An 18,663-nucleotide genomic window follows, 5' to 3' on the forward strand; every position below is an offset into this window, starting at 1 on the left:
ATTGCCGACCGAAATTTTCGCCAGCTTCATCACCGAGCAACCGGCGCCGCAACCAAAACCGCAACCAGCTGAACCGAAAACGGTGCCCGTGGTAAAAAAACAGGTAACGCGTCCAACACCACGTCCGGTCGTCACAGAAGCGCCATCGCCGCAAGCCATTACCGAAACCGCTACGCCGCCGCAGGAATCGAAAGAGCCGCCTGCAGTCGCCGCACCGTCGGCACCTGCAGCGCCCTCTGCGCCGGCAACGCCGAAATTGATTTCAGGCGTTTCCTACATCAATGCGCCGCGTCCGGTTTATCCACCGCTGGATGCACGTATGGGTAACGAAGGAACGGTTACGCTGCGCGTGTTGATCAATGAAAAAGGCCGCGCCGAAAGAGTCGAAGTGCAAAAATCATCAGGCTCCCTGCGCATGGACGATGCAGCACGCGATGCCGTGATGCGTGCACTGTTCAAACCCTATCTGGAAGACGGGCGACCGGCTCCTGCATTTGCCATCGTCCCAATTAATTTCACACTAAATAGATAAGAAGGAATCATCATGGAAGTCAGCCCATACGGTTTAGAAAGTTTGTGGTCACAAGGTGATTTCGTCACCAAGGGCGTCGCCATACTGCTGGTCGCGATGTCGATCGCATCGTGGTACGTCATCGTCACCAAGGCACTGCAATTGATGCAATATCGCCGCGCCGCACGTGCCGCCGGTCATGAATTCTGGGACGCCACCAGCCTGTCCGAAGGCACTGCTACGCTGGGCAGCGGCAATCCGTTTGCCTCCATTGCCGATGCAGGCGTCACAGCCATGCGCCACCATGAAGCGCACAAGGGTCATTTGCACGATGAGTTGTCGGTCAGCGACTGGGTCACATTGTCGCTGCGTCAGGCCATCGATGAAACCTCTGCCAAACTGCAAACCGGCATGGCCGTACTGGCATCGGTCGGTTCAACCGCGCCATTCGTCGGCTTGTTCGGCACCGTGTGGGGCATCTATCACGCGCTGGTTGCCATCGGCACTTCGGGCCAGGCAAGCATAGATAAAGTCGCCGGCCCGGTCGGCGAAGCGCTGATCATGACCGCACTCGGCCTGGCAGTCGCGATTCCAGCAACCTTCGGCTACAACGCCCTGGTCCGCGGCAACAAGAGCCTGATCGCCAAAATGAATAAATTCGGTTTCGATCTGCACGCACTGTTCGTCACCGGCGCGCGCGCCAACGATACCAATACACCGGGCGCAAGCGGCGCCAAACTGGTTGCCGTCGGAGGTGCATGATGGCAATGGGCTCTCTATCGGATGAAGATGATTTCAATCCGGAAATCAATACCACGCCGCTGGTCGACGTGATGCTGGTTTTGCTGATCATCTTCATCATGACCATTCCGGTGATGAATCACGCCGTCAAGCTCGATTTGCCGCGTGCGGCCAATCAGCCCAACGAAGTCAAACCTGAAACCATCAACGTCTCTATCGATGCGGCAGGCCAGGTTTACTGGAACAATGAAATACTGGATGAAAGCCAGTTGGCAGCCCGCGTCGCCGACGCCGCCAAAGTCACGCCGCAACCTGAATTGCATCTGCGCGCCGAACGTACGACACCGTATGAAAAAGTCGCACAAGTCATGGCTGCAGCGCAATCCGGCGGTCTCACCAAAATGGGATTCGTCACGGAAGCGCCAAAGAAATAATGCAACGAGCAATGCATCAAACGGCAAGGCTTTAAACCCCTTCTGCCGATCACATAAAAACGCGCTCAGCTTTCGCTGCAGCGCGTTTTTATTTGCATGTCATTTCTTTCCGGCAGTATTTTCCACACCCGGAAAACCCTTTCCCAGCCTTGCTTCTGCAATCGAAACACGAATGATTCCAGCTAACGAAATGCAGTCGGAATGGTCATGCATTGCACTTCCTGCGCTATCATGTTCATCCCTGCTGAGCAGATCGCGCAACCGGAACGGTCGCCTGTCAGCCAGCCCATTTTCCACATCACTTTCGAGGCTCCCATGAAAGGTGACAGCAATATCATCAAGCTGCTCAACGCGCAGCTCACCAACGAACTCAGCGCCATCAATCAATACTTTTTGCATGCACGCATGTACAAGCACTGGGGTTTTGAAAAAATCGCCAAGAAGGAATATGAAGAATCCATCGGCGAGATGAAGCACGCCGACAAACTGATAGACCGCATCCTGATGCTGGATGGCTTGCCGAATCTGCAAGCACTGCATAAATTGATGATAGGCGAAAATACGCAGGAAATGCTGAGCTGCGATTTGAAACTGGAAACGATGGCGCAAAAGACCGTGAAAGAAGGCATCGCAGCATGCGAAGCCGGCGGCGATTATGTATCGCGCGAATTGTTCCAGCTCATCCTCGACGATACCGAAGAGCACATCGACTGGCTGGAAACGCAACTTGATCTGATTGAAAAAGTCGGCATCCAGAATTACCTGCAAACGCAAATGGCGGGCGAGTAATTTCACCGCTGCAGTTACCATCTCGATTGCCGCCTCAGCGGTAATCGCAAAATGAAAAAGGGACGCAATCTGCGTCCCTTTTTTTCATATCGCCGCGTAGTTTTGTTACTTACCTGGGCGATGTTTCCTTGAACGATGGTCGCTCGGACAATTTCTCCAGCATCTTTTCCAGATTCGGATAGTCGGTACGCCATGCGATTTCCGGAAAACGGAAACTCAGCCACTCCAGCGTACAGCCAACCGCCACGTCAGCCAGCGTGTACTGATTGCCGGCGCAAAACGCCGTGTCCTTCAAACCCGTCGACATTGCCTTCAGCCCGGCATTAACCTTGGCAGTCTGTCTGTCGATCCAGCTTTGTGTGCGTTGTTCTGCAGGACGCAGCGTATGCTCCAGACGCAGCAGCATGGCGGCATCGCATACACCGTCAGCCAGCGCTTCCCAGCATTTGACTTCAGCGCGTTCGCGGCCATGTGCCGGGATCAGCTTGCCGACCGGCGTCAGGGTATCCAGGTATTCGACGATCACGCGCGAATCGAACATCGCACCACCGTCTTCCATGACCAGGCACGGCACTTTGCCGAGCGGATTGGATTCCTGAATCGCGGTGTCGGGCGACCATACATTTTCAAGAACAAAATCGTAATCGATCTTTTTTTCCAGCATGACAACACGCACTTTGCGCACATACGGGCTGGCGAGAGAACCAATCAGTTTCATAGATGCTTTAGGTCGAAAATTGGAAGGCGATTATAACATCGACGCCACGGAGAAGCCCGCCATTCTCGGCCAATCCGGCAACCGGCTCCAAGCCCCCGTACGGATGGTAAAATGACGGATTCCGTATATGCGCCGTTTTTGTATTTTCGGCAGCTTTTTCATTCACGTCATTGCGCTTGTCGCCCATCATCATGCCTCTTTCCGCACTCTCCGCTCTTTCACCGCTGGACGGCCGTTACGCTGCCAAAACCGACAAACTTCGCCCTATCCTGTCCGAGGCCGGCTTCATGCATCACCGCGTGAAAGTAGAAATTGCATGGCTGCAAGCTTTGTCGACGGCCGGCTTCGCCGAGATCAAGCCGTTTTCGGCCAGCGCCAATGCCTTGCTGAACAAGCTGACCACCGACTTCACCGAAGCCGATGCTCAACGCATCAAGGATATCGAAGCCGTCACCAACCATGACGTCAAGGCCGTCGAATACTGGCTGAAGGAACAGGTCAAGGACGTGCCAGAACTGGTCGCCGCCACCGAGTTCATCCACTTTGCCTGCACCTCGGAAGATATCAACAATACTTCACACGGCATGATGCTCAAAGCTGCGCGCGACACGGTGATGGTGCCTGCACTGCAGGCGCTGACCGCAAAACTGACGCAACTCGCGCACGACAATGCAGCGTTGCCGATGATGTCGCGTACGCACGGCCAGCCGGCCAGCCCGACCACGCTCGGCAAGGAAATGGCGAATGTCGTGGCACGCCTGAAACGCGCCATAGACCGCATCGCCGCTGTACAGATACTCGGCAAGATGAATGGTGCAGTCGGCAACTTCAATGCGCATTTGTCGGCCTATCCGCATACCGACTGGCAGGCATTCTCGAAAGACGTGATTGAAAACCGTCTCGGCCTGACCTTCAATCCATACACGATTCAAATCGAACCGCATGACTACATGGCTGAACTGTTCGATGCGATTGCACGCACCAACACCATCCTGCTGGATCTGAACCGCGATATCTGGGGCTACATCTCGCTCGGCTATTTCAAGCAATCGACCAAGGCCGGCGAAATCGGCTCGTCGACGATGCCGCACAAGGTCAACCCGATCGACTTTGAAAACTCCGAAGGCAATCTCGGCATGGCCAATGCCGTGCTGAAGCACATGGCAGAGAAGCTGCCGGTCTCGCGCTGGCAGCGTGATCTGACCGACTCCACCGTGTTGCGCAATATCGGTGTCGGCTTCGGCTACGCTTTGCTGGCTTACGACAGTTGCCTGCGCGGCTTGAACAAGCTGGAAGTCAATCCGGCACGCCTGGCAGAAGATCTGGATGAAACCTGGGAAGTATTGGCTGAACCGGTGCAAACCGTGATGCGCCGCTACGGCATCGAAAATCCGTATGAACAGTTGAAAGACCTGACGCGCGGCAAAGGCATCTCGAAAGAAGCGCTGCAGGAATTCATCGTCACACTGGCAATTCCGCAGGAAGCCAAGGATTTGCTGCTGGCGATGACGCCTGCCAATTACATCGGTTACGCGACCAAGCTGGCCAAGGAAATTTAAGCCACGTCCAATAGAAGCGCGCTGGCACCGGTAAAAAAACCGGCGCCAGCAGACTTCTATTTATTTTGCTATATTAGTCCTAACTTGAACTTATTATTAAAATGAAACTATGCGTTCATCCACGAACCGCTACTCGCTGACAGCCATTGCACTGCACTGGCTGATGGCCATCCTGATCATTGCCACCTTCCTGCTCGGGCTGACGATGGTCGATATTCCCGGCCTGACGCCAACCAAGCTCAAGTATTTTTCCTGGCATAAATGGCTGGGTGTGACCATCTTCGGTCTCGCCTGCCTGCGCCTGCTGTGGCGCCTGACGCATACGCCGCCAGCTTACGCCGCCGGCATGTCGGTCTGGCAGAAAAAGATGGCGAACGCAGCGCACGGCCTGCTGTATCTGCTGATTTTTGCAGTACCCGTGTCCGGTTATTTTTACAGCCTGGCCGCCGGCGTGCCGGTAGTGTATCTGGGCATCCTGCCTTTACCGGTATTCATTGCTCCCGATCCCGAACTGAAAGTCCTGCTCAAACAGGTCCATTACGCATGCAATGTCACGCTGCTGATCGTCTTCTGTCTGCATGTGCTGGGCGCGCTCAAGCATCAATTCATTGATCGCGATCGCACGCTGCAACGCATGCTTCCGTAAATACATTTTTCTCGAAAGGATAGTCCATGTTCCTCCGCTCCATTTCCGGCAAGACAAGTCGCTGGATTGCAATCGCAACTGTTTGCGTCGCACTGCCGGCCATTGCCGCTACCGCACTGAAAACCGATGCTGCAAAAAGCAGCGTCACGATCACCTTCAAGCAATTGAATGTCCCGGTCGATGCGAAATTCAAGAAATTCAATGCACAGATTTCGTACGACAGCACCAAACCGGAAACATCGAAAGCCAATGTCGAGATCGATATCGCCAGCTTCGATCTGGGCGATCCCGAGTACAACAAGGAAGTCATGAAGAAGGAATGGTTTAACGCCGCGCAATTCCCGAAAGCCAGCTTCGTCTCCAGCCAGATCAAGGCCGGTGCCGCCGGCAAACTCGATGTGACCGGCAAACTGAGCATCAAGGGCAAAACCACCGATGTCAGCTTCCCGCTGACAGTGAAAAAAGACGGTGCCAACCAGGTGTTTGAAGGCGTGTTGCCGATCAAGCGCTTGACCTACGCTATCGGTGAAGGCGAATGGAAAGATACCAGCATGGTGGCCGATGAAGTCACGATCAAGTTTCGCGTCGTTGCGGCGCAATAGCAGTACAACGCAACAAGCATTGCAGTAAAACCGCCTTATATTATTTAAATCCCACAGGAGTTATTGAATGAAATCCAAAATTGCACTGATCTGTTTGCTGGCCGCCAGCGCGACCTCCGCTTTTGCACAAACCTACACGATCGACCCTAGCCACACCTATCCAAGCTTTGAAGCCGACCACATGGGCATCTCGGTATGGCGCGGCAAGTTTGACAAAACCAGCGGCAATGTCGTGCTGGATCGCGCTGCGAAAACCGGTTCGCTGGATATCGTGATCGATGCCACCTCCATCGATTTCGGCCATGCCAAGATGAATGAACATGCAAAGAGCAAGGATCTGTTCAACGTCGAGAAATTCCCTACCGCGACCTACAAGAGCAAATCGATCAAGTTTGATGGCGACAAGCCTGTTTCAGTAGACGGCGAATTGACGCTGCTCGGCGTCACCAAGCCTGTGACACTGACGATCAACAAGTTCAAATGCATACAGCATCCAATGCTGAAACGCGAAGTCTGCGGCGCTGATGTATCCGCCGATTTCAAGCGCAGCGATTTCGGCCTGACCTACGGCATGAACTACGGCTTCTCGCCTGACGTCAAGCTGGCGATTCAGGTGGAAGCTGTCAAGGCAGACTAAGAGGAAATCGGCTATCTGTAAAAAGCCGGCGCAATTGTGGGCCGGCTTTTCATTTTGATTCGACATTGATATTTCATGACTGAACGCTATCTCCGCAGTATCCGTTTACTGGCTGAATGCTTCCACGCATTCGAGCGCCAATCGGGCGCCAATATACGCTGCCGAACCGGATTGACACCATCGCAGTTCGATATCGTGGCAACACTGGGCAATACGCCAGGCATGACATTCAAGGAGCTGGGCGAAAGAACGCTGATCACCAAAGGCACGCTCACTGGCGTGATCGACCGGCTGGAAGAAAAGGAGCTGGTCACGCGTGTGACGCATCTGGCAGACCGGCGCAGTACGCTGGTGCGATTGACTGCCAAGGGAGAAGCCGAATTCAAGCGCGTGTTTGCACCGCAAATCGCATTCGGCAAGCAATCTTTCGTCAACTATGACGAACAGGATTTCGATACGCTGGACAAGGAATTGACCAAGCTGCACGCAAACCTGACTGGACGTGCGCCAAAGGAAAAATACTGAGAAATACTGCTCCGGTGATACGCCGCATGCACAATAAAAAAGCCGGCAATTGCCGGCTTTTTGCTGTCTGCGCTACTTACACTACCGCGCCGTCATGTTCGTCTTTTTCCTTGATCGGCTTGATCAGGTCTTCACGTTTGACACCCAGCCACATTGCCAGCGCCGCTGCGACAAACACCGATGAGTAGATACCGAAGCAGATGCCGATCGTCAATGCGAGCGCAAAGTAATGCAGGGTCGGGCCACCGAGAAAGAACATCGACAACACCATCAACTGGGTTGAACCGTGCGTAATCAAGGTACGCGAAATCGTGCCGGTGATCGCGTGGTTCATCACGTCGGCCACCGCCATCTTGCCGTGCTTGCGATCACGGAAGGTTTCACGCACGCGATCGAACACGATCACTGATTCATTCACCGAATAGCCGAGCACCGCCAATATGCCCGCCAGCACCGTCAGCGAAAATTCCCACTGGAAGAAGGCGAAGAAGCCCAGGATGATCACGACGTCATGCAAGTTGGCAAAGATCGCTGCTACCGCATATTTCCATTCAAAACGAATCGCCAGGTAAATCATGACCCCGATTACCAGCATGCCCATCGCCATCAAGCCATCATGCGTCAACTCTTCACCAACCTGCGGTCCGACAAACTCGACCCGCTTCAGAGAAACCGTTTCATCCTGCGCTTTCAGTGCCGCCATCACTCGCTCGCTGACCTGTGCGGTGTTCACATTTTGCTGTACCGGCAACCGTATCAATACGTCTTGCGCGGTACCGAAACTCTGCACCTGCATATCGGTGTAACCCAGCTCGCCGAGCTTGGTGCGTACGCCCTCAATATTGGCCGGCTTCGGATAAGTGATTTCCATCACCGTACCGCCGGTAAATTCGATCGACAGATGCAAGCCCTTGTGCGCCAGAAAAAACACGGCGGCAACGAATGTCAGCACTGAAATCACGTTGAAAATCAGCGCATGGCGCATGAACGGGATATCTTTTTTGATGCGGAAAAACTCCATCACTTTCCTCTCATGGCGACCGCTGCATGGTGTCGCGCTTTACGCGTCGTGCCAGCGGTCTGTCTAAATACTAAGTCTTGCTCACTATGCTTGATCGGATATGCGACGGCATGCACATTGCACGCCGTCCATACATTATCAGTCGGTCGGCTTCCAGACCTGGCCGATCGATACCGATGTCAGTTTTTTCTTGCGGCCATACCAGAGATTGACGACGCCGCGCGATACAAATACGGCAGAGAAAATCGAGGTCAGAATGCCGAGACAATGCACGACGGCAAAACCGCGCACTGCACCGGAGCCAAAAATCAGCAAGGCCAGACCGGCAATCAATGTCGTCACGTTGGAATCAAGAATCGTCGCCCATGCACGCTCGAAACCCATCGCGATCGCAGTCTGCGGCGAATGCCCGGCCCGCAATTCTTCCCGTATCCGCTCATTGATCAGTACGTTGGCATCAATCGCCATACCGAGCGTCAGCGCAATCGCGGCGATACCCGGCAGCGTCAGCGTCGCCTGCAGCATGGACAGCAAGGCGATCAGCAGCATCACGTTGACACCCAGCGCAAACACACTGAAAAAGCCGAAGGCGCGGTAGTACAGAATCATGAAAATCGCGATGCCGATGAAACCATACAGCGTTGCATCAAAACCCTTCTTGATGTTTTCTGCGCCGAGTTGCGGTCCGATCGTGCGTTCTTCGATGATTTCCATCGGTGCTGCGAGCGAACCTGCGCGCAACAGCAAGGCCAGATCGCTGGCGGCTTCAGACGAACCCATGCCGGTAATCTGGAAGCGAGCGCCCAATTCGTCGCGTATCGTTGCAACCGTCAGCACTTCGCCCTTGTTTTTCTCGAACAGCACGATCGCCATCGCCTTGCCGACGCGCGAACGCGTTGCTTCGCGCATGCGGCGACCGCCGTCGCCGTTCAAATCGATACTGACGGAAGGCTGCTGATTCTGATCGAAACTGGCCGATGCGCTGGAGATGTATTCACCAGTGATGATAGGGTCTTTGTACAGAACCACCGGCGCATTCTTGCCGACCTTGAAGAGTTCGGAACCGAATGGAATCGTCGCCGTGTCTTCCGTGCCGCGGGTGACTGTTTCATCGACCAGGCGCACTTCCAGTGTTGCTGTTTTACCGATGATGTCCTTGGCACGCGAAACGTCCTGCACACCAGGCAACTGGACGACGATGCGATCAGCACCCTGACGCTGGATCAATGGCTCGGCCACACCCAGTTCATTCACCCGCTTGGACAAGGTAGTGATATTTTGCTGCACGGCGTCTTCCACCGTCTGCTTCAAGGCAGTCGGTTGCAGCGCGCCCACCAGCTTGAGTTCCTCGCCACTGCCGGCATCGGTCAGCAGCAACTCACGCAACTCGTCGCCCAGCGCGGTACGTGCCTTGGCACGGGTGTCGGCATCGCGGAACAAGATTTCGATGTTGTCGCCATTGCGGGCAATACCGGCATGACGCACGTTCTTGTCGCGCAGGATGGCACGCGCGCTGGCCTGCAAGCCGAGCACGCGCTTGTTCATGACAGCCTTGGTATCAACCTGCATCAGGAAGTGCACGCCACCGCGCAGATCGAGGCCCAGATACATGGGCGCCGCGTGCAGGCTTTGCAGCCATGCAGGCGTATTCGGCAACAGATTGAATGCGACCAGATAGGTTGGATCGGTCGGATCGAGATTCAGGTTGCTTTCCAGCAGGCCCTTGGCCTTGAACTGGACATCGGTATTCGGGAAACGCACGCGCACCGTACCTTGCGTGCCTATCGTTTCGTACACCATCCCATCGGACTGGAGACCGTTTTTTTGCAGCACTTGCTCAACCTGCGTCATCAGGGAGCTGTCTACCTTGACCGTAGCCTTGGCGCTGCTGATTTGCACAGCCGGCGACTCACCGAAGAAGTTCGGTATCGTATACAACGCACCCAACAGCAGGGCGATGACGATCGTAATGTACTTCCAGAGGGGATAGCGATTCATATTGTTTCAGGGTTCAGGGTGGAACGTCAGACAAAAATCAACCCCACATCCGGCCAGCGGAGGTGGGGCAGTTAACCCATTACAGCGACTTGATCGTACCTTTTGGCAACAGGGTCGTGATCGCGCTTTTTTGCAGGACCAATTCCGTGCCTTCCTGGACTTCGATCGACACGTAGACATCCGATACCTTGGTGACTTTGCCGAGTACGCCGCCGGATGTAACGACTTCATCGCCGCGCGTGACCGCTTCCACCATCAGCTTGTGTTCTTTCTGACGTTTCATCTGTGGACGTATCATCAGGAAATACAGCGCCACAAACATCAAGAGAATAGGGATGAACTGAGTCAGACTGCCCATGATGCCGCCGGCTGCCGGCGCTGCTGCGTATGCGTTGGAAATAAACACGGAATGCTCCAGGTTGTTGTAATAAATAAGTCGGTTATTCTAGCACTGGAAGAATACTTTCCAGTGCTCTGTGGGAATTAGCGAAATACAGGCTAGGCGCCGCGTGCCCGATCAGCATGAAATTGCTTCACAAACAGCTGGAAACGCCCTTCGCTAATGGCTTCCCGCATTTCGCGCATCAAATCCAGGTAGTAATGCAGGTTATGGATCGTATTCAGACGCGCACCCAAAATCTCGCCGGTGCGGTGCAAATGATGCAGATAGGCGCGCGAAAAATTGCGGCAGGCGTAACAGCCGCAACTGGCATCCAGCGGTTGCTTGTCATCCTTGTAACGCGCATTCTTGATCTTGATATCGCCAAAGCGCGTAAACAGCCAGCCGTTGCGCGCATTCCGCGTCGGCATCACGCAATCGAACATATCGATGCCGTTGGACACCCCCGCCACCAGATCTTCCGGCGTACCGACGCCCATCAAATAGTGCGGCTTGTTGGCCGGCAGGCGCGGACCTACGTGTTCCAGCACGCGCATCATGTCTTCCTTCGGTTCGCCTACCGACAGGCCGCCGATCGCCACACCGTGGAAATTGATCTCTTCCAGCCCGGCCAGCGATTCATCGCGCAAATGCTCGAACATGCCGCCCTGCACGATGCCAAACAGCGCATTCGGGTTTTCTTCGCGGTTGAATTCATCCAGCGAACGCCGGGCCCAGCGCAAGGACATGCGCATCGATTTCGCCGCTTCGTCAGCCGTCGCAGGACGACCGTCGATTTCATACGGCGTGCATTCATCGAACTGCATGACGATATCGGAATTCAATACGCGCTGAATCTGCATCGATACTTCCGGCGACAGGAATAATTTATCGCCATTGATAGGCGAAGAAAAATGCACGCCCTCTTCGGTGATCTTGCGCATTTCGCCGAGTGAAAATACCTGGAAGCCGCCGGAATCGGTCAGGATAGGTTTGTCCCAGCCCATGAACTCGTGCAAGCCGCCGAACTTGGCGATGATGTCATTGCCCGGGCGCAGCCACAAATGGAAGGTATTGCCGAGAATGATCTGTGCATCGATCTCTTTCAATTCCAGCGGCGACATCGCCTTGACGGAACCATAAGTGCCGACCGGCATGAAGATAGGCGTTTCGATCACGCCGTGATTGACGGTCAGCTGGCCGCGTCGTGCGTTGCCATCGGTTTTGAGTAATTTGAAATTCAGCATGGAGGCATTCTGGTTAAAAACATCGCATCGCCGTAACTGAAAAAGCGATAGCGTTGTGAAATGGCGTGTTGATAAGCGGCGCGGATTGCATCGTAACCGGCAAAGGCCGACACCAGCATCAGCAGCGTGGATTTCGGCAAATGGAAATTGGTGATCAGGCGCGTCACCGTCTTGAAGGTGTAGCCGGGCGTGATGAACAAACGCGTATCCGCACTGCCTGCCTGCAGGCTGCCGCTTTGCGACGCCGACTCCAGCGCACGCATGCTGGTGGTGCCGACTGCAACAATGTTGTGACCGGCAGCTTGCGTGGCGCGCACCGCATCCACCGTTTCTTGCGAAATCGTGTACCACTCGCTATGCATATTATGCTCGGCCAGATTCTCATTGCGCACCGGCTGGAAAGTGCCGGCGCCTACATGCAAGGTCACATACGCAAACTGCACATCTCTAGCCTTCAGAGTATCCAGCAAGGCTTGATCGAAATGCAAACCCGCTGTCGGCGCCGCCACCGCACCCGGCGTTTTGGCGTACACGGTTTGATAACGTGTTTCGTCGTAGGCATCGGCCGCATGTTCGATATACGGCGGCAAAGGCAGCCGGCCATGTGCTTCTATCAGCTCGAACACATCACCCGGGAATTGCAGTTCGTAGAATTCCCCCACGCGTGCACCGACGATCACATCGAAGGCATCGGCCAGACGAATTGACATACCCTGCACTGGTGATTTCGAGGCGCGGATTTGTGCATGCACATGAGCCGAGTCGATCACGCGTTCGACCAATACTTCGACCTTGCCGCCGGTTTCCTTGACGCCGAAGAAACGCGCTTTCAATACACGGGTATCGTTGAAGACCAGCAGATCGCCGGGCGCCAGCAAATCGACAATGTCGGCAAACGCGCGATCGATCATTGCATCCGGCAGTACCTGCAACAGACGCGATGCGCTGCGTTCAGCCAGCGGCGTTTGCGCAATCAATTCTTGCGGCAGTTCAAAATCGAAATCGGAAAGTGAATACATACGGCTTAATGAAGGAAGAATAGCGTCGGCAGTTGTCCGTTCACACATACAAATTTATCCCTGTTTGCATGCAATCGCGCGACAGAACTGCTATGGTTGCAAAGCTTGCCGGAGTGGCCATATTTCATTTCATGGTCTACGCAAAGAACAGCGTTCAAAAAACGCCTGACTTCTTGTTTATCCGGACATCGCAAAACCCGCTATTTTACGCCTTGCCGCCCCATTTTCGGCCCGATATGCCTGTATTGAAGAAAAAGCCCGCTGATTTTGCAAAAAACGCCAGCAAAGTCGCTGCTAAAGCTGCCACCAAAACTGCTGCCCCTGCGGCAACCACGCGCGCAGCCAAAATCGATGACAAGCTGATCAAGCTCGGGCTGCGCTCCGACATCGACAAGGTTTTGCATCTGCCCTCGCGCTACGAAGATGAAACCGAGATCAAGACCATCAGCGAAGCCGGCTTCATCTTTGGCCGTTCGATTCAAGTAGAAGGCGTCGTCACTTCATGCGAAGTCGCGTTCCGCCCACGCCGCCAGTTGGTCGTGACGATTGCGGACGACTCCGGCCAACTGGTGATGCGCTTCCTGAATTTTTACGGTAGCCAGGTCAAGCAGATGGCCGAAGGCAATCGCGTGCGTGCGCGCGGCGAAGTGCGGCACGGTTTCTTCGGCGCAGAGATGGTGCACCCTTCCTACAAGATGGTGACAGAAGGTGCGCCGCTGCCATCGGCATTGACACCGGTTTATCCGGCCGGCGAAGGCCTGTCGCAAACGCTGCTGCGCAAAACCATCATCGATGCAATGGCGCGTATCGAATGGCGCGATACCTTATCGGAACCATTGCGCGCCTCGCTCGACCTGATGCCCTTCGAACCGGCAGTACGCCTGTTGCACAATCCGCCACCCGATATCGATGAAAGCGCACTGGCCGACCGTTCACATGCAGCCTGGGTGCGCATGAAATTCGACGAATTGCTGGCGCAGCAATTGTCGATGAAGCGTGCACAGATCGCGCGTCGTGAAAAAGGTGCGGCTGTATTGCCGATTGTCGGAAAATTATCCAAGGCATTTTTAAAGCAGCTGCCATTTTCACTGACACGTGCACAGCAACGCGTGCTTGAAGAAATCCGCTCTGACCTGCAGCAATCCTTCCCCATGCAAAGATTACTGCAGGGTGACGTCGGCAGCGGCAAAACCGTGGTCGCCGCGCTTGCAGCAGCGCAGGCTATCGATAGCGGCTTCCAGGCAGTGCTGATGGCACCGACAGAAATTCTGGCCGATCAGCATTTCCGCAAGATTGCCGGCTGGATGGAACCGCTCGGCGTGAACGTTGCATGGCTGACCGGCAGCCTGAAGAAAAAAGAAAAACTGGAAGCCAAGACGCGCATCGAATCTGGCGAAGCGCAATTGATTATCGGCACGCATGCGTTGATACAGGAAGACGTGCAATTTTCAAAACTTGGTTTGGTGATTGTCGATGAACAGCATCGCTTCGGCGTCGGTCAGCGACTGGTCTTGCGCAACAAAGGACTGGATGCCAGCGCCGCATCCGCCAAACAAAAAATCCCGCACCAACTGATGATGTCGGCCACACCGATTCCACGCACGCTGGCGATGACTTACTACGCCGATCTGGAAGTGTCCGTCATCGATGAACTGCCGCCGGGACGCACACCTATCGTCACTCGCGTCATCGATCAGAATCGTCGCGATGAAGTCATCGCTCGCGTACATGCTGCTGCACTCGAAGGACGGCAGGTGTATTGGGTCTGTCCATTGATTGAAGAATCGGAAGCGCTGCAATTACAGACAGCGACCGATACGCATCAGACACTGGTTGAAGCACTACCGGATTTGCAGGTCGGGCTTGTACACGGCCGCATGAAGCCGGCAGAAAAGCAGCAGGTGATGGATGCCTTCACGCGCGGCGAAGTACACGTGCTGGTCGCCACCACCGTGATCGAAGTCGGCGTCGATGTACCGAATGCATCGCTGATGGTGATCGAACATGCAGAACGTTTCGGCCTGTCGCAATTGCATCAATTGCGCGGTCGGGTCGGGCGCGGCAGTGCAGCCAGCGTATGCCTGCTACTTTATCAGGGCCCGCTCGGCATGATCGCCAAACAGCGCCTGCGCATCATGCGCGAATCGACCGATGGTTTTGAAATTGCACGCAAGGATCTGGAAATACGCGGCCCCGGCGAATTTCTCGGAGCGCGCCAGTCTGGCCAGGCAATGTTACGTTTTGCCGATCTGGAAACCGATCAGTGGCTGGTCGATCGCGCACGCGATGTGGCACAGACATTGTTGCGCGACGACCCCGTGACAGTAGCGGCCCATCTGGCACGCTGGCTGGGTGCGCGCGAAGATTATCTGAAGGTATAGAATGAACGCTTCGCAAGTCCACTGCACGAGATTAGCCAGAAGATGACACTTACCGAACTCAAATACATAGTCGCCGTCGCCCGCGAAAAACATTTTGGTCATGCTGCCGAAGCCTGCCACGTCGCACAACCAACCTTGTCGGTCGCCATCAAGAAGCTGGAAGATGAACTGGGCGTCACGCTGTTTGAACGTGGTGGCAGCGAAATTTCGATGACACCGCTAGGCGTACAAATCGTTGCGCAAGCCGAACGCGTGCTGGAACAAACCGCCGCCATCAAGGAAATCGCCAAGCAGAACAAGGACCCGCTGGCTGGCCCGTTCCGTCTCGGCATCATCTACACCATCGCACCGTATCTGCTGCCGCCACTGGTCAAGGCCATGATAGATCGCGTGCCGCAAATGCCGCTGGTGCTGCAGGAAAATTTCACCGTCAAGTTGCTCGAACTATTGCGCCAGGGCGAACTCGACGCAGCCATCGTCGCGCTGCCGTTTCCCGATCAGGGCCTGCTGGTGCAACCTGTCTATGACGAACCGTTTGTCGTGGCAGTGCCGAAAAATCATGCATGGGCCGAACGCAGCAGCGTGAGTACCGATGATCTGAAATCCGAAACCATGCTCCTGCTCGGCAACGGTCACTGCTTCCGCGATCAGGTGCTGGAAGTCTGCCCGGAAATGTCGCGCTTCTCGACTACCGGCGACGGCATCGCGCGCTCTTTTGAAGGCTCGTCGCTGGAAACCATACGCCATATGGTCGCGTCCGGCATAGGCATCACCGTGCTGCCGCAAGCTTCGGTGCCCGACATGCACGTCAAAGACGGCATGCTGCGCTACCTCCCTTTCGTTCAGCCCGGCCCGTCGCGACGCGTGGTGCTGGTATGGCGTAAAAGCTTTACGCGCGGCGCGGCGATCGAAGCCGTCAGACAAGCCATGCTGTCCTGTGATTTGTCCGGCGTGACGATGCTGCCTGACGAGCCGCTGTCTGAAGGCTGACTTCCTGCGCGCTTCAATATGCCGCGCTCCATTTACACAATCAACATCGTCTCATGAATCGTCTGCAACTGTATTTCCGGCTCGTTCGTCTCAACAAACCCATAGGCATACTGCTGCTGCTATGGCCCACCTTGTGGGCCTTGTGGCTGGCGTCGGACGGCAAACCCGATTGGACGCTGGTCGCGATTTTCACACTGGGCACGATCTTGATGCGCTCGGCCGGTTGCGCGATCAACGACTATGCCGATCGCGATTTCGACAAGCATGTACGACGCACGGTAGATAGGCCGGTGACCAGCGGAAAAATCCAGCCGCGTGAAGCATTGCTGGTGGCGCTGGTGCTGGCACTACTTTCTTTCGCATTGATCTGGCCGCTCAATACGCTGACCAAACAGCTGTCGATTGCAGCTGTCATCATTGCCGGCACTTATCCCTACTTCAAACGCTTCTTTGCGATCCCGCAAGCCTATCTCGGCATTGCTTTCGGTTTCGGCATCCCGATGGGATTTGCTGCGGTACAAAACACGGTGCCGGCAGCGGCATGGTGGCTGCTGGTGGCGAATGTATTCTGGGCGGTTGCCTACGATACCGAATACGCAATGGTCGATCGCGAAGACGATTTGAAGCTGGGCATGAAAACCTCGGCCATCACCTTCGGCCGCTACGATGTCGCCGCCGTCATGTTTTGCTATGCAGTGACGCTGGGACTTATTTTTATCGTCGGCTGGCAATACGGTTTGCGTACCTGGTTTGCTACTGGAATGCTGATTGCCACCGGCTGCGCGATCTATCACTACACGCTGATCCACGAGCGCGAACGCGCAGGCTGCTTTGCCGCGTTCCGCCACAACAACTGGCTGGGCGCCGCCATCTTCGGCGGCGTGGTGCTCGACTATCTGATACGCTAACTGCGCGCCAGCAGATTCATTTCTCGCTTCCGGTTTTATTGATTTGATGACCTGGCAATACAACACTTCGCGGAGATCCTCGCGAAATACTGAGGCCAATGCGCACTCGAAGCCGGACATGGAATCCATCACCACGTGTTAGCCTTCATGCGTGACCGATAAAGGCAACCAACCGAAAACGGAAACTCACATGACATCCCGCATCCACTTTAGTGACGTACAGGAATATGTGCTGGTAACAGGAGCAAGCGGCTTTATAGGCAAACTGCTGGTAAGGGCACTGGTGGAAGATGGTCAGCACGTCACCGTGTTGACCAGGCATCCGGAAAAAACTGCACGAAAATTTGATGACACCGTTACCTGCATCGCCAGCTTGGATGAATTGCCGGCAACGCAACGCGTGGATGTCATCATCAATCTTGCCGGCGCACGCATACTGGGATGGCGCTGGAGCGCTGCGCGCAAGCGCGTATTGCGTCTGAGCCGCATAGGCACGACACAAAAGCTTGTGAGCTGGATCGCGCAGGCCGTACACAAACCCCGGCTCTTGCTGTCAGCATCGGCCATCGGTTATTACGGAATACAGGCGCGGGAAGATACTGCCTTGCTGGCTGAAACAGACATGCCGCAAGCGGTATTCATGTCCGAACTTTGCCAGGAGTGGGAAGCGGCTGCGCATGCAGCCAGCCAGTATGGCGTGCAGGTGAAATGCATGCGCTTCGGGCTAGTGCTCGGCAAGGAAGGTGCATTGCCTATGATGATGTTACCGATCAGGCTGGGATTGGGCGGCCCCTTGGGCGATGGCCGGCAATCGCTATCGTGGATACATGTAGAAGACTTGCTGCGCGCCATCGCGCATCTGTGGAAAATGCAAACCAGGCCGCAGGCTAGTGATAGCCAAAACAATACGCAGAATGCAATCGCGGCATACAATTTCACTGCGCCGGAGGTCGTTACGCAGGCAGTCTTCAGCAAGACGGCGGCACACCTGGTGCATCGCCCATGTTTTTTCCCGACTCCGGCCATCCTGATGCGGCTGCTGTTGGGCGAACAAGCGGACCTGCTGCTGGAGGGACAACGTGTGACTTCGGCTCGACTGCAGGCGAGCAGTTTTGAATTTACTTATCCCGATGTGCGCAGCGCCCTGCAAAATATTTTCTATGGAAAGGAAAACAGCCTAGCCTGATAGGCTGTCAATTTACGTGGCACAGACAGTGCGGCATCTGAAATCACGCATTGCAAATATGCCTTGCAATCTTAGCAATACTGCACTTAGAGTCATGGTTTTCTTGCCGCTTGGCACGCTGAAACAAACAAATGTTGTTGACTCTCCTGTTTTTTACAAGGCACAAACCACAGAAAATGATTGCCCGGCGTTCCCGCACATGCATACATGCACGAACAACTCTTGAGCTTCGGCTGCAACCGCCATGAATGTTGATCTTCCTTCAAGCGCGCTGGCACATATTGCACACAATGCGCCTTTGATGCAGACGCTAAGCTGCATTGCCAGCGACATTGAAAATAAAAATCCCGAAATAATGATTGCCGTTCTCCT

General features: G+C 54.9%; 20 protein-coding genes. 13 read left to right on the plus strand and 7 right to left on the minus strand.

Features of this window, described 5'->3' with window-relative positions; genetic code table 11:
• From ABWP27_RS07710 to bfr, 4 genes are all read left to right on the plus strand, one after another.
• Positions 1-532, plus strand: a 532-nt coding sequence (locus ABWP27_RS07710; protein ID WP_353155381.1) for an energy transducer TonB, incomplete at its 5' end; no start/stop codon positions are given.
• A gap of 12 nt (positions 533-544) precedes the next feature.
• Complete coding sequence (locus ABWP27_RS07715) at positions 545-1,273, plus strand: MotA/TolQ/ExbB proton channel family protein (RefSeq protein WP_353155383.1); 729 nt, start codon at positions 545-547, stop codon at positions 1,271-1,273.
• Positions 1,273-1,686 carry an ExbD/TolR family protein gene (locus ABWP27_RS07720; RefSeq protein ID WP_353155385.1) on the plus strand — a complete coding sequence of 138 codons (414 nt, stop codon included), beginning with the start codon at positions 1,273-1,275 and terminating at the stop codon, positions 1,684-1,686. Before ABWP27_RS07715 ends, ABWP27_RS07720 begins: the two co-directional genes overlap by 1 nt.
• Positions 1,687-2,001: 315 nt before the next feature.
• Complete coding sequence (bfr, locus tag ABWP27_RS07725) at positions 2,002-2,475, plus strand: bacterioferritin (RefSeq protein ID WP_353155410.1); 474 nt, start codon at positions 2,002-2,004, stop codon at positions 2,473-2,475.
• A 109-nt stretch (positions 2,476-2,584) separates the two neighbouring features.
• Here the strand turns inward: bfr and ABWP27_RS07730 are convergent, their stop codons facing one another.
• On the minus strand, positions 2,585-3,193 hold the full coding sequence (locus ABWP27_RS07730; RefSeq protein ID WP_353155386.1) for a glutathione S-transferase N-terminal domain-containing protein: 609 nt from the start codon (positions 3,191-3,193) through the stop codon (positions 2,585-2,587).
• Positions 3,194-3,200: 7 nt separating this feature from the next.
• Positions 3,201-3,386 carry a hypothetical protein gene (locus tag ABWP27_RS07735; RefSeq protein ID WP_353155388.1) on the minus strand — a complete coding sequence of 62 codons (186 nt, stop codon included), beginning with the start codon at positions 3,384-3,386 and terminating at the stop codon, positions 3,201-3,203.
• Here ABWP27_RS07735 and purB point away from each other — a divergent pair.
• The 5 genes from purB (at position 3,385) to ABWP27_RS07760 (ending at position 7,162) form a co-directional block, all read left to right on the plus strand.
• Positions 3,385-4,752 carry an adenylosuccinate lyase gene (gene purB / locus ABWP27_RS07740; protein ID WP_353155390.1) on the plus strand — a complete coding sequence of 456 codons (1,368 nt, stop codon included), beginning with the start codon at positions 3,385-3,387 and terminating at the stop codon, positions 4,750-4,752. The two genes, ABWP27_RS07735 and purB, sit on opposite strands and share 2 nt — an antisense overlap.
• 109 nt (positions 4,753-4,861) lie before the next feature.
• A complete protein-coding gene (locus tag ABWP27_RS07745) occupies positions 4,862-5,398 on the plus strand; it encodes a cytochrome b (RefSeq protein ID WP_353155391.1) in 537 nt (178 codons plus the stop codon).
• A 26-nt stretch (positions 5,399-5,424) separates the two neighbouring features.
• Complete coding sequence (locus ABWP27_RS07750) at positions 5,425-6,000, plus strand: YceI family protein (RefSeq protein WP_353155392.1); 576 nt, start codon at positions 5,425-5,427, stop codon at positions 5,998-6,000.
• A 67-nt stretch (positions 6,001-6,067) separates the two neighbouring features.
• Positions 6,068-6,637: a YceI family protein gene (locus tag ABWP27_RS07755; protein WP_353155394.1), complete on the plus strand. Its 570-nt coding sequence runs from the start codon at positions 6,068-6,070 to the stop codon at positions 6,635-6,637.
• A 75-nt stretch (positions 6,638-6,712) separates the two neighbouring features.
• Positions 6,713-7,162 carry a MarR family winged helix-turn-helix transcriptional regulator gene (locus ABWP27_RS07760; protein ID WP_353155395.1) on the plus strand — a complete coding sequence of 150 codons (450 nt, stop codon included), beginning with the start codon at positions 6,713-6,715 and terminating at the stop codon, positions 7,160-7,162.
• A gap of 76 nt (positions 7,163-7,238) precedes the next feature.
• Here the strand turns inward: ABWP27_RS07760 and secF are convergent, their stop codons facing one another.
• From secF to queA, 5 genes are all read right to left on the minus strand, one after another.
• The gene (secF, locus tag ABWP27_RS07765) at positions 7,239-8,183 is read right to left on the minus strand and encodes a protein translocase subunit SecF (RefSeq protein ID WP_353155397.1); all 945 of its coding nucleotides are present in this window, start codon (positions 8,181-8,183) and stop codon (positions 7,239-7,241) included.
• Positions 8,184-8,321: 138 nt separating this feature from the next.
• Complete coding sequence (gene secD, locus ABWP27_RS07770) at positions 8,322-10,181, minus strand: protein translocase subunit SecD (protein ID WP_353155398.1); 1,860 nt, start codon at positions 10,179-10,181, stop codon at positions 8,322-8,324.
• A gap of 79 nt (positions 10,182-10,260) precedes the next feature.
• A complete protein-coding gene (yajC, locus tag ABWP27_RS07775) occupies positions 10,261-10,539 on the minus strand; it encodes a preprotein translocase subunit YajC (RefSeq protein ID WP_353155412.1) in 279 nt (92 codons plus the stop codon).
• 140 nt (positions 10,540-10,679) lie between these two features.
• Positions 10,680-11,807: a tRNA guanosine(34) transglycosylase Tgt gene (tgt, locus tag ABWP27_RS07780; RefSeq protein ID WP_353155400.1), complete on the minus strand. Its 1,128-nt coding sequence runs from the start codon at positions 11,805-11,807 to the stop codon at positions 10,680-10,682.
• Positions 11,801-12,826 (minus strand): tRNA preQ1(34) S-adenosylmethionine ribosyltransferase-isomerase QueA, encoded by a 1,026-nt coding sequence (queA, locus tag ABWP27_RS07785; RefSeq protein WP_353155401.1) that lies wholly within the window; start codon positions 12,824-12,826, stop codon positions 11,801-11,803. Before queA ends, tgt begins: the two co-directional genes overlap by 7 nt.
• Before the next feature lie 236 nt (positions 12,827-13,062).
• Between queA and recG the strand changes: the two genes are divergently transcribed.
• From recG to ABWP27_RS07805, 4 genes are all read left to right on the plus strand, one after another.
• Positions 13,063-15,207: an ATP-dependent DNA helicase RecG gene (gene recG / locus ABWP27_RS07790; RefSeq protein ID WP_353155402.1), complete on the plus strand. Its 2,145-nt coding sequence runs from the start codon at positions 13,063-13,065 to the stop codon at positions 15,205-15,207.
• Between the two features lie 42 nt (positions 15,208-15,249).
• Complete coding sequence (locus ABWP27_RS07795) at positions 15,250-16,197, plus strand: LysR substrate-binding domain-containing protein (RefSeq protein ID WP_353155404.1); 948 nt, start codon at positions 15,250-15,252, stop codon at positions 16,195-16,197.
• A gap of 53 nt (positions 16,198-16,250) precedes the next feature.
• Positions 16,251-17,105 carry a 4-hydroxybenzoate octaprenyltransferase gene (gene ubiA, locus ABWP27_RS07800; protein ID WP_353155406.1) on the plus strand — a complete coding sequence of 285 codons (855 nt, stop codon included), beginning with the start codon at positions 16,251-16,253 and terminating at the stop codon, positions 17,103-17,105.
• Positions 17,106-17,295: 190 nt separating this feature from the next.
• Complete coding sequence (locus ABWP27_RS07805; RefSeq protein ID WP_353155408.1) at positions 17,296-18,291, plus strand: TIGR01777 family oxidoreductase; 996 nt, start codon at positions 17,296-17,298, stop codon at positions 18,289-18,291.
• The last annotated feature ends 372 nt before the right edge of the window (positions 18,292-18,663 follow it).

It is taken from the genome of Herminiimonas fonticola, assembly GCF_040395855.1.
GTDB lineage: Bacteria > Pseudomonadota > Gammaproteobacteria > Burkholderiales > Burkholderiaceae_D > Oxalicibacterium > Oxalicibacterium fonticola_A.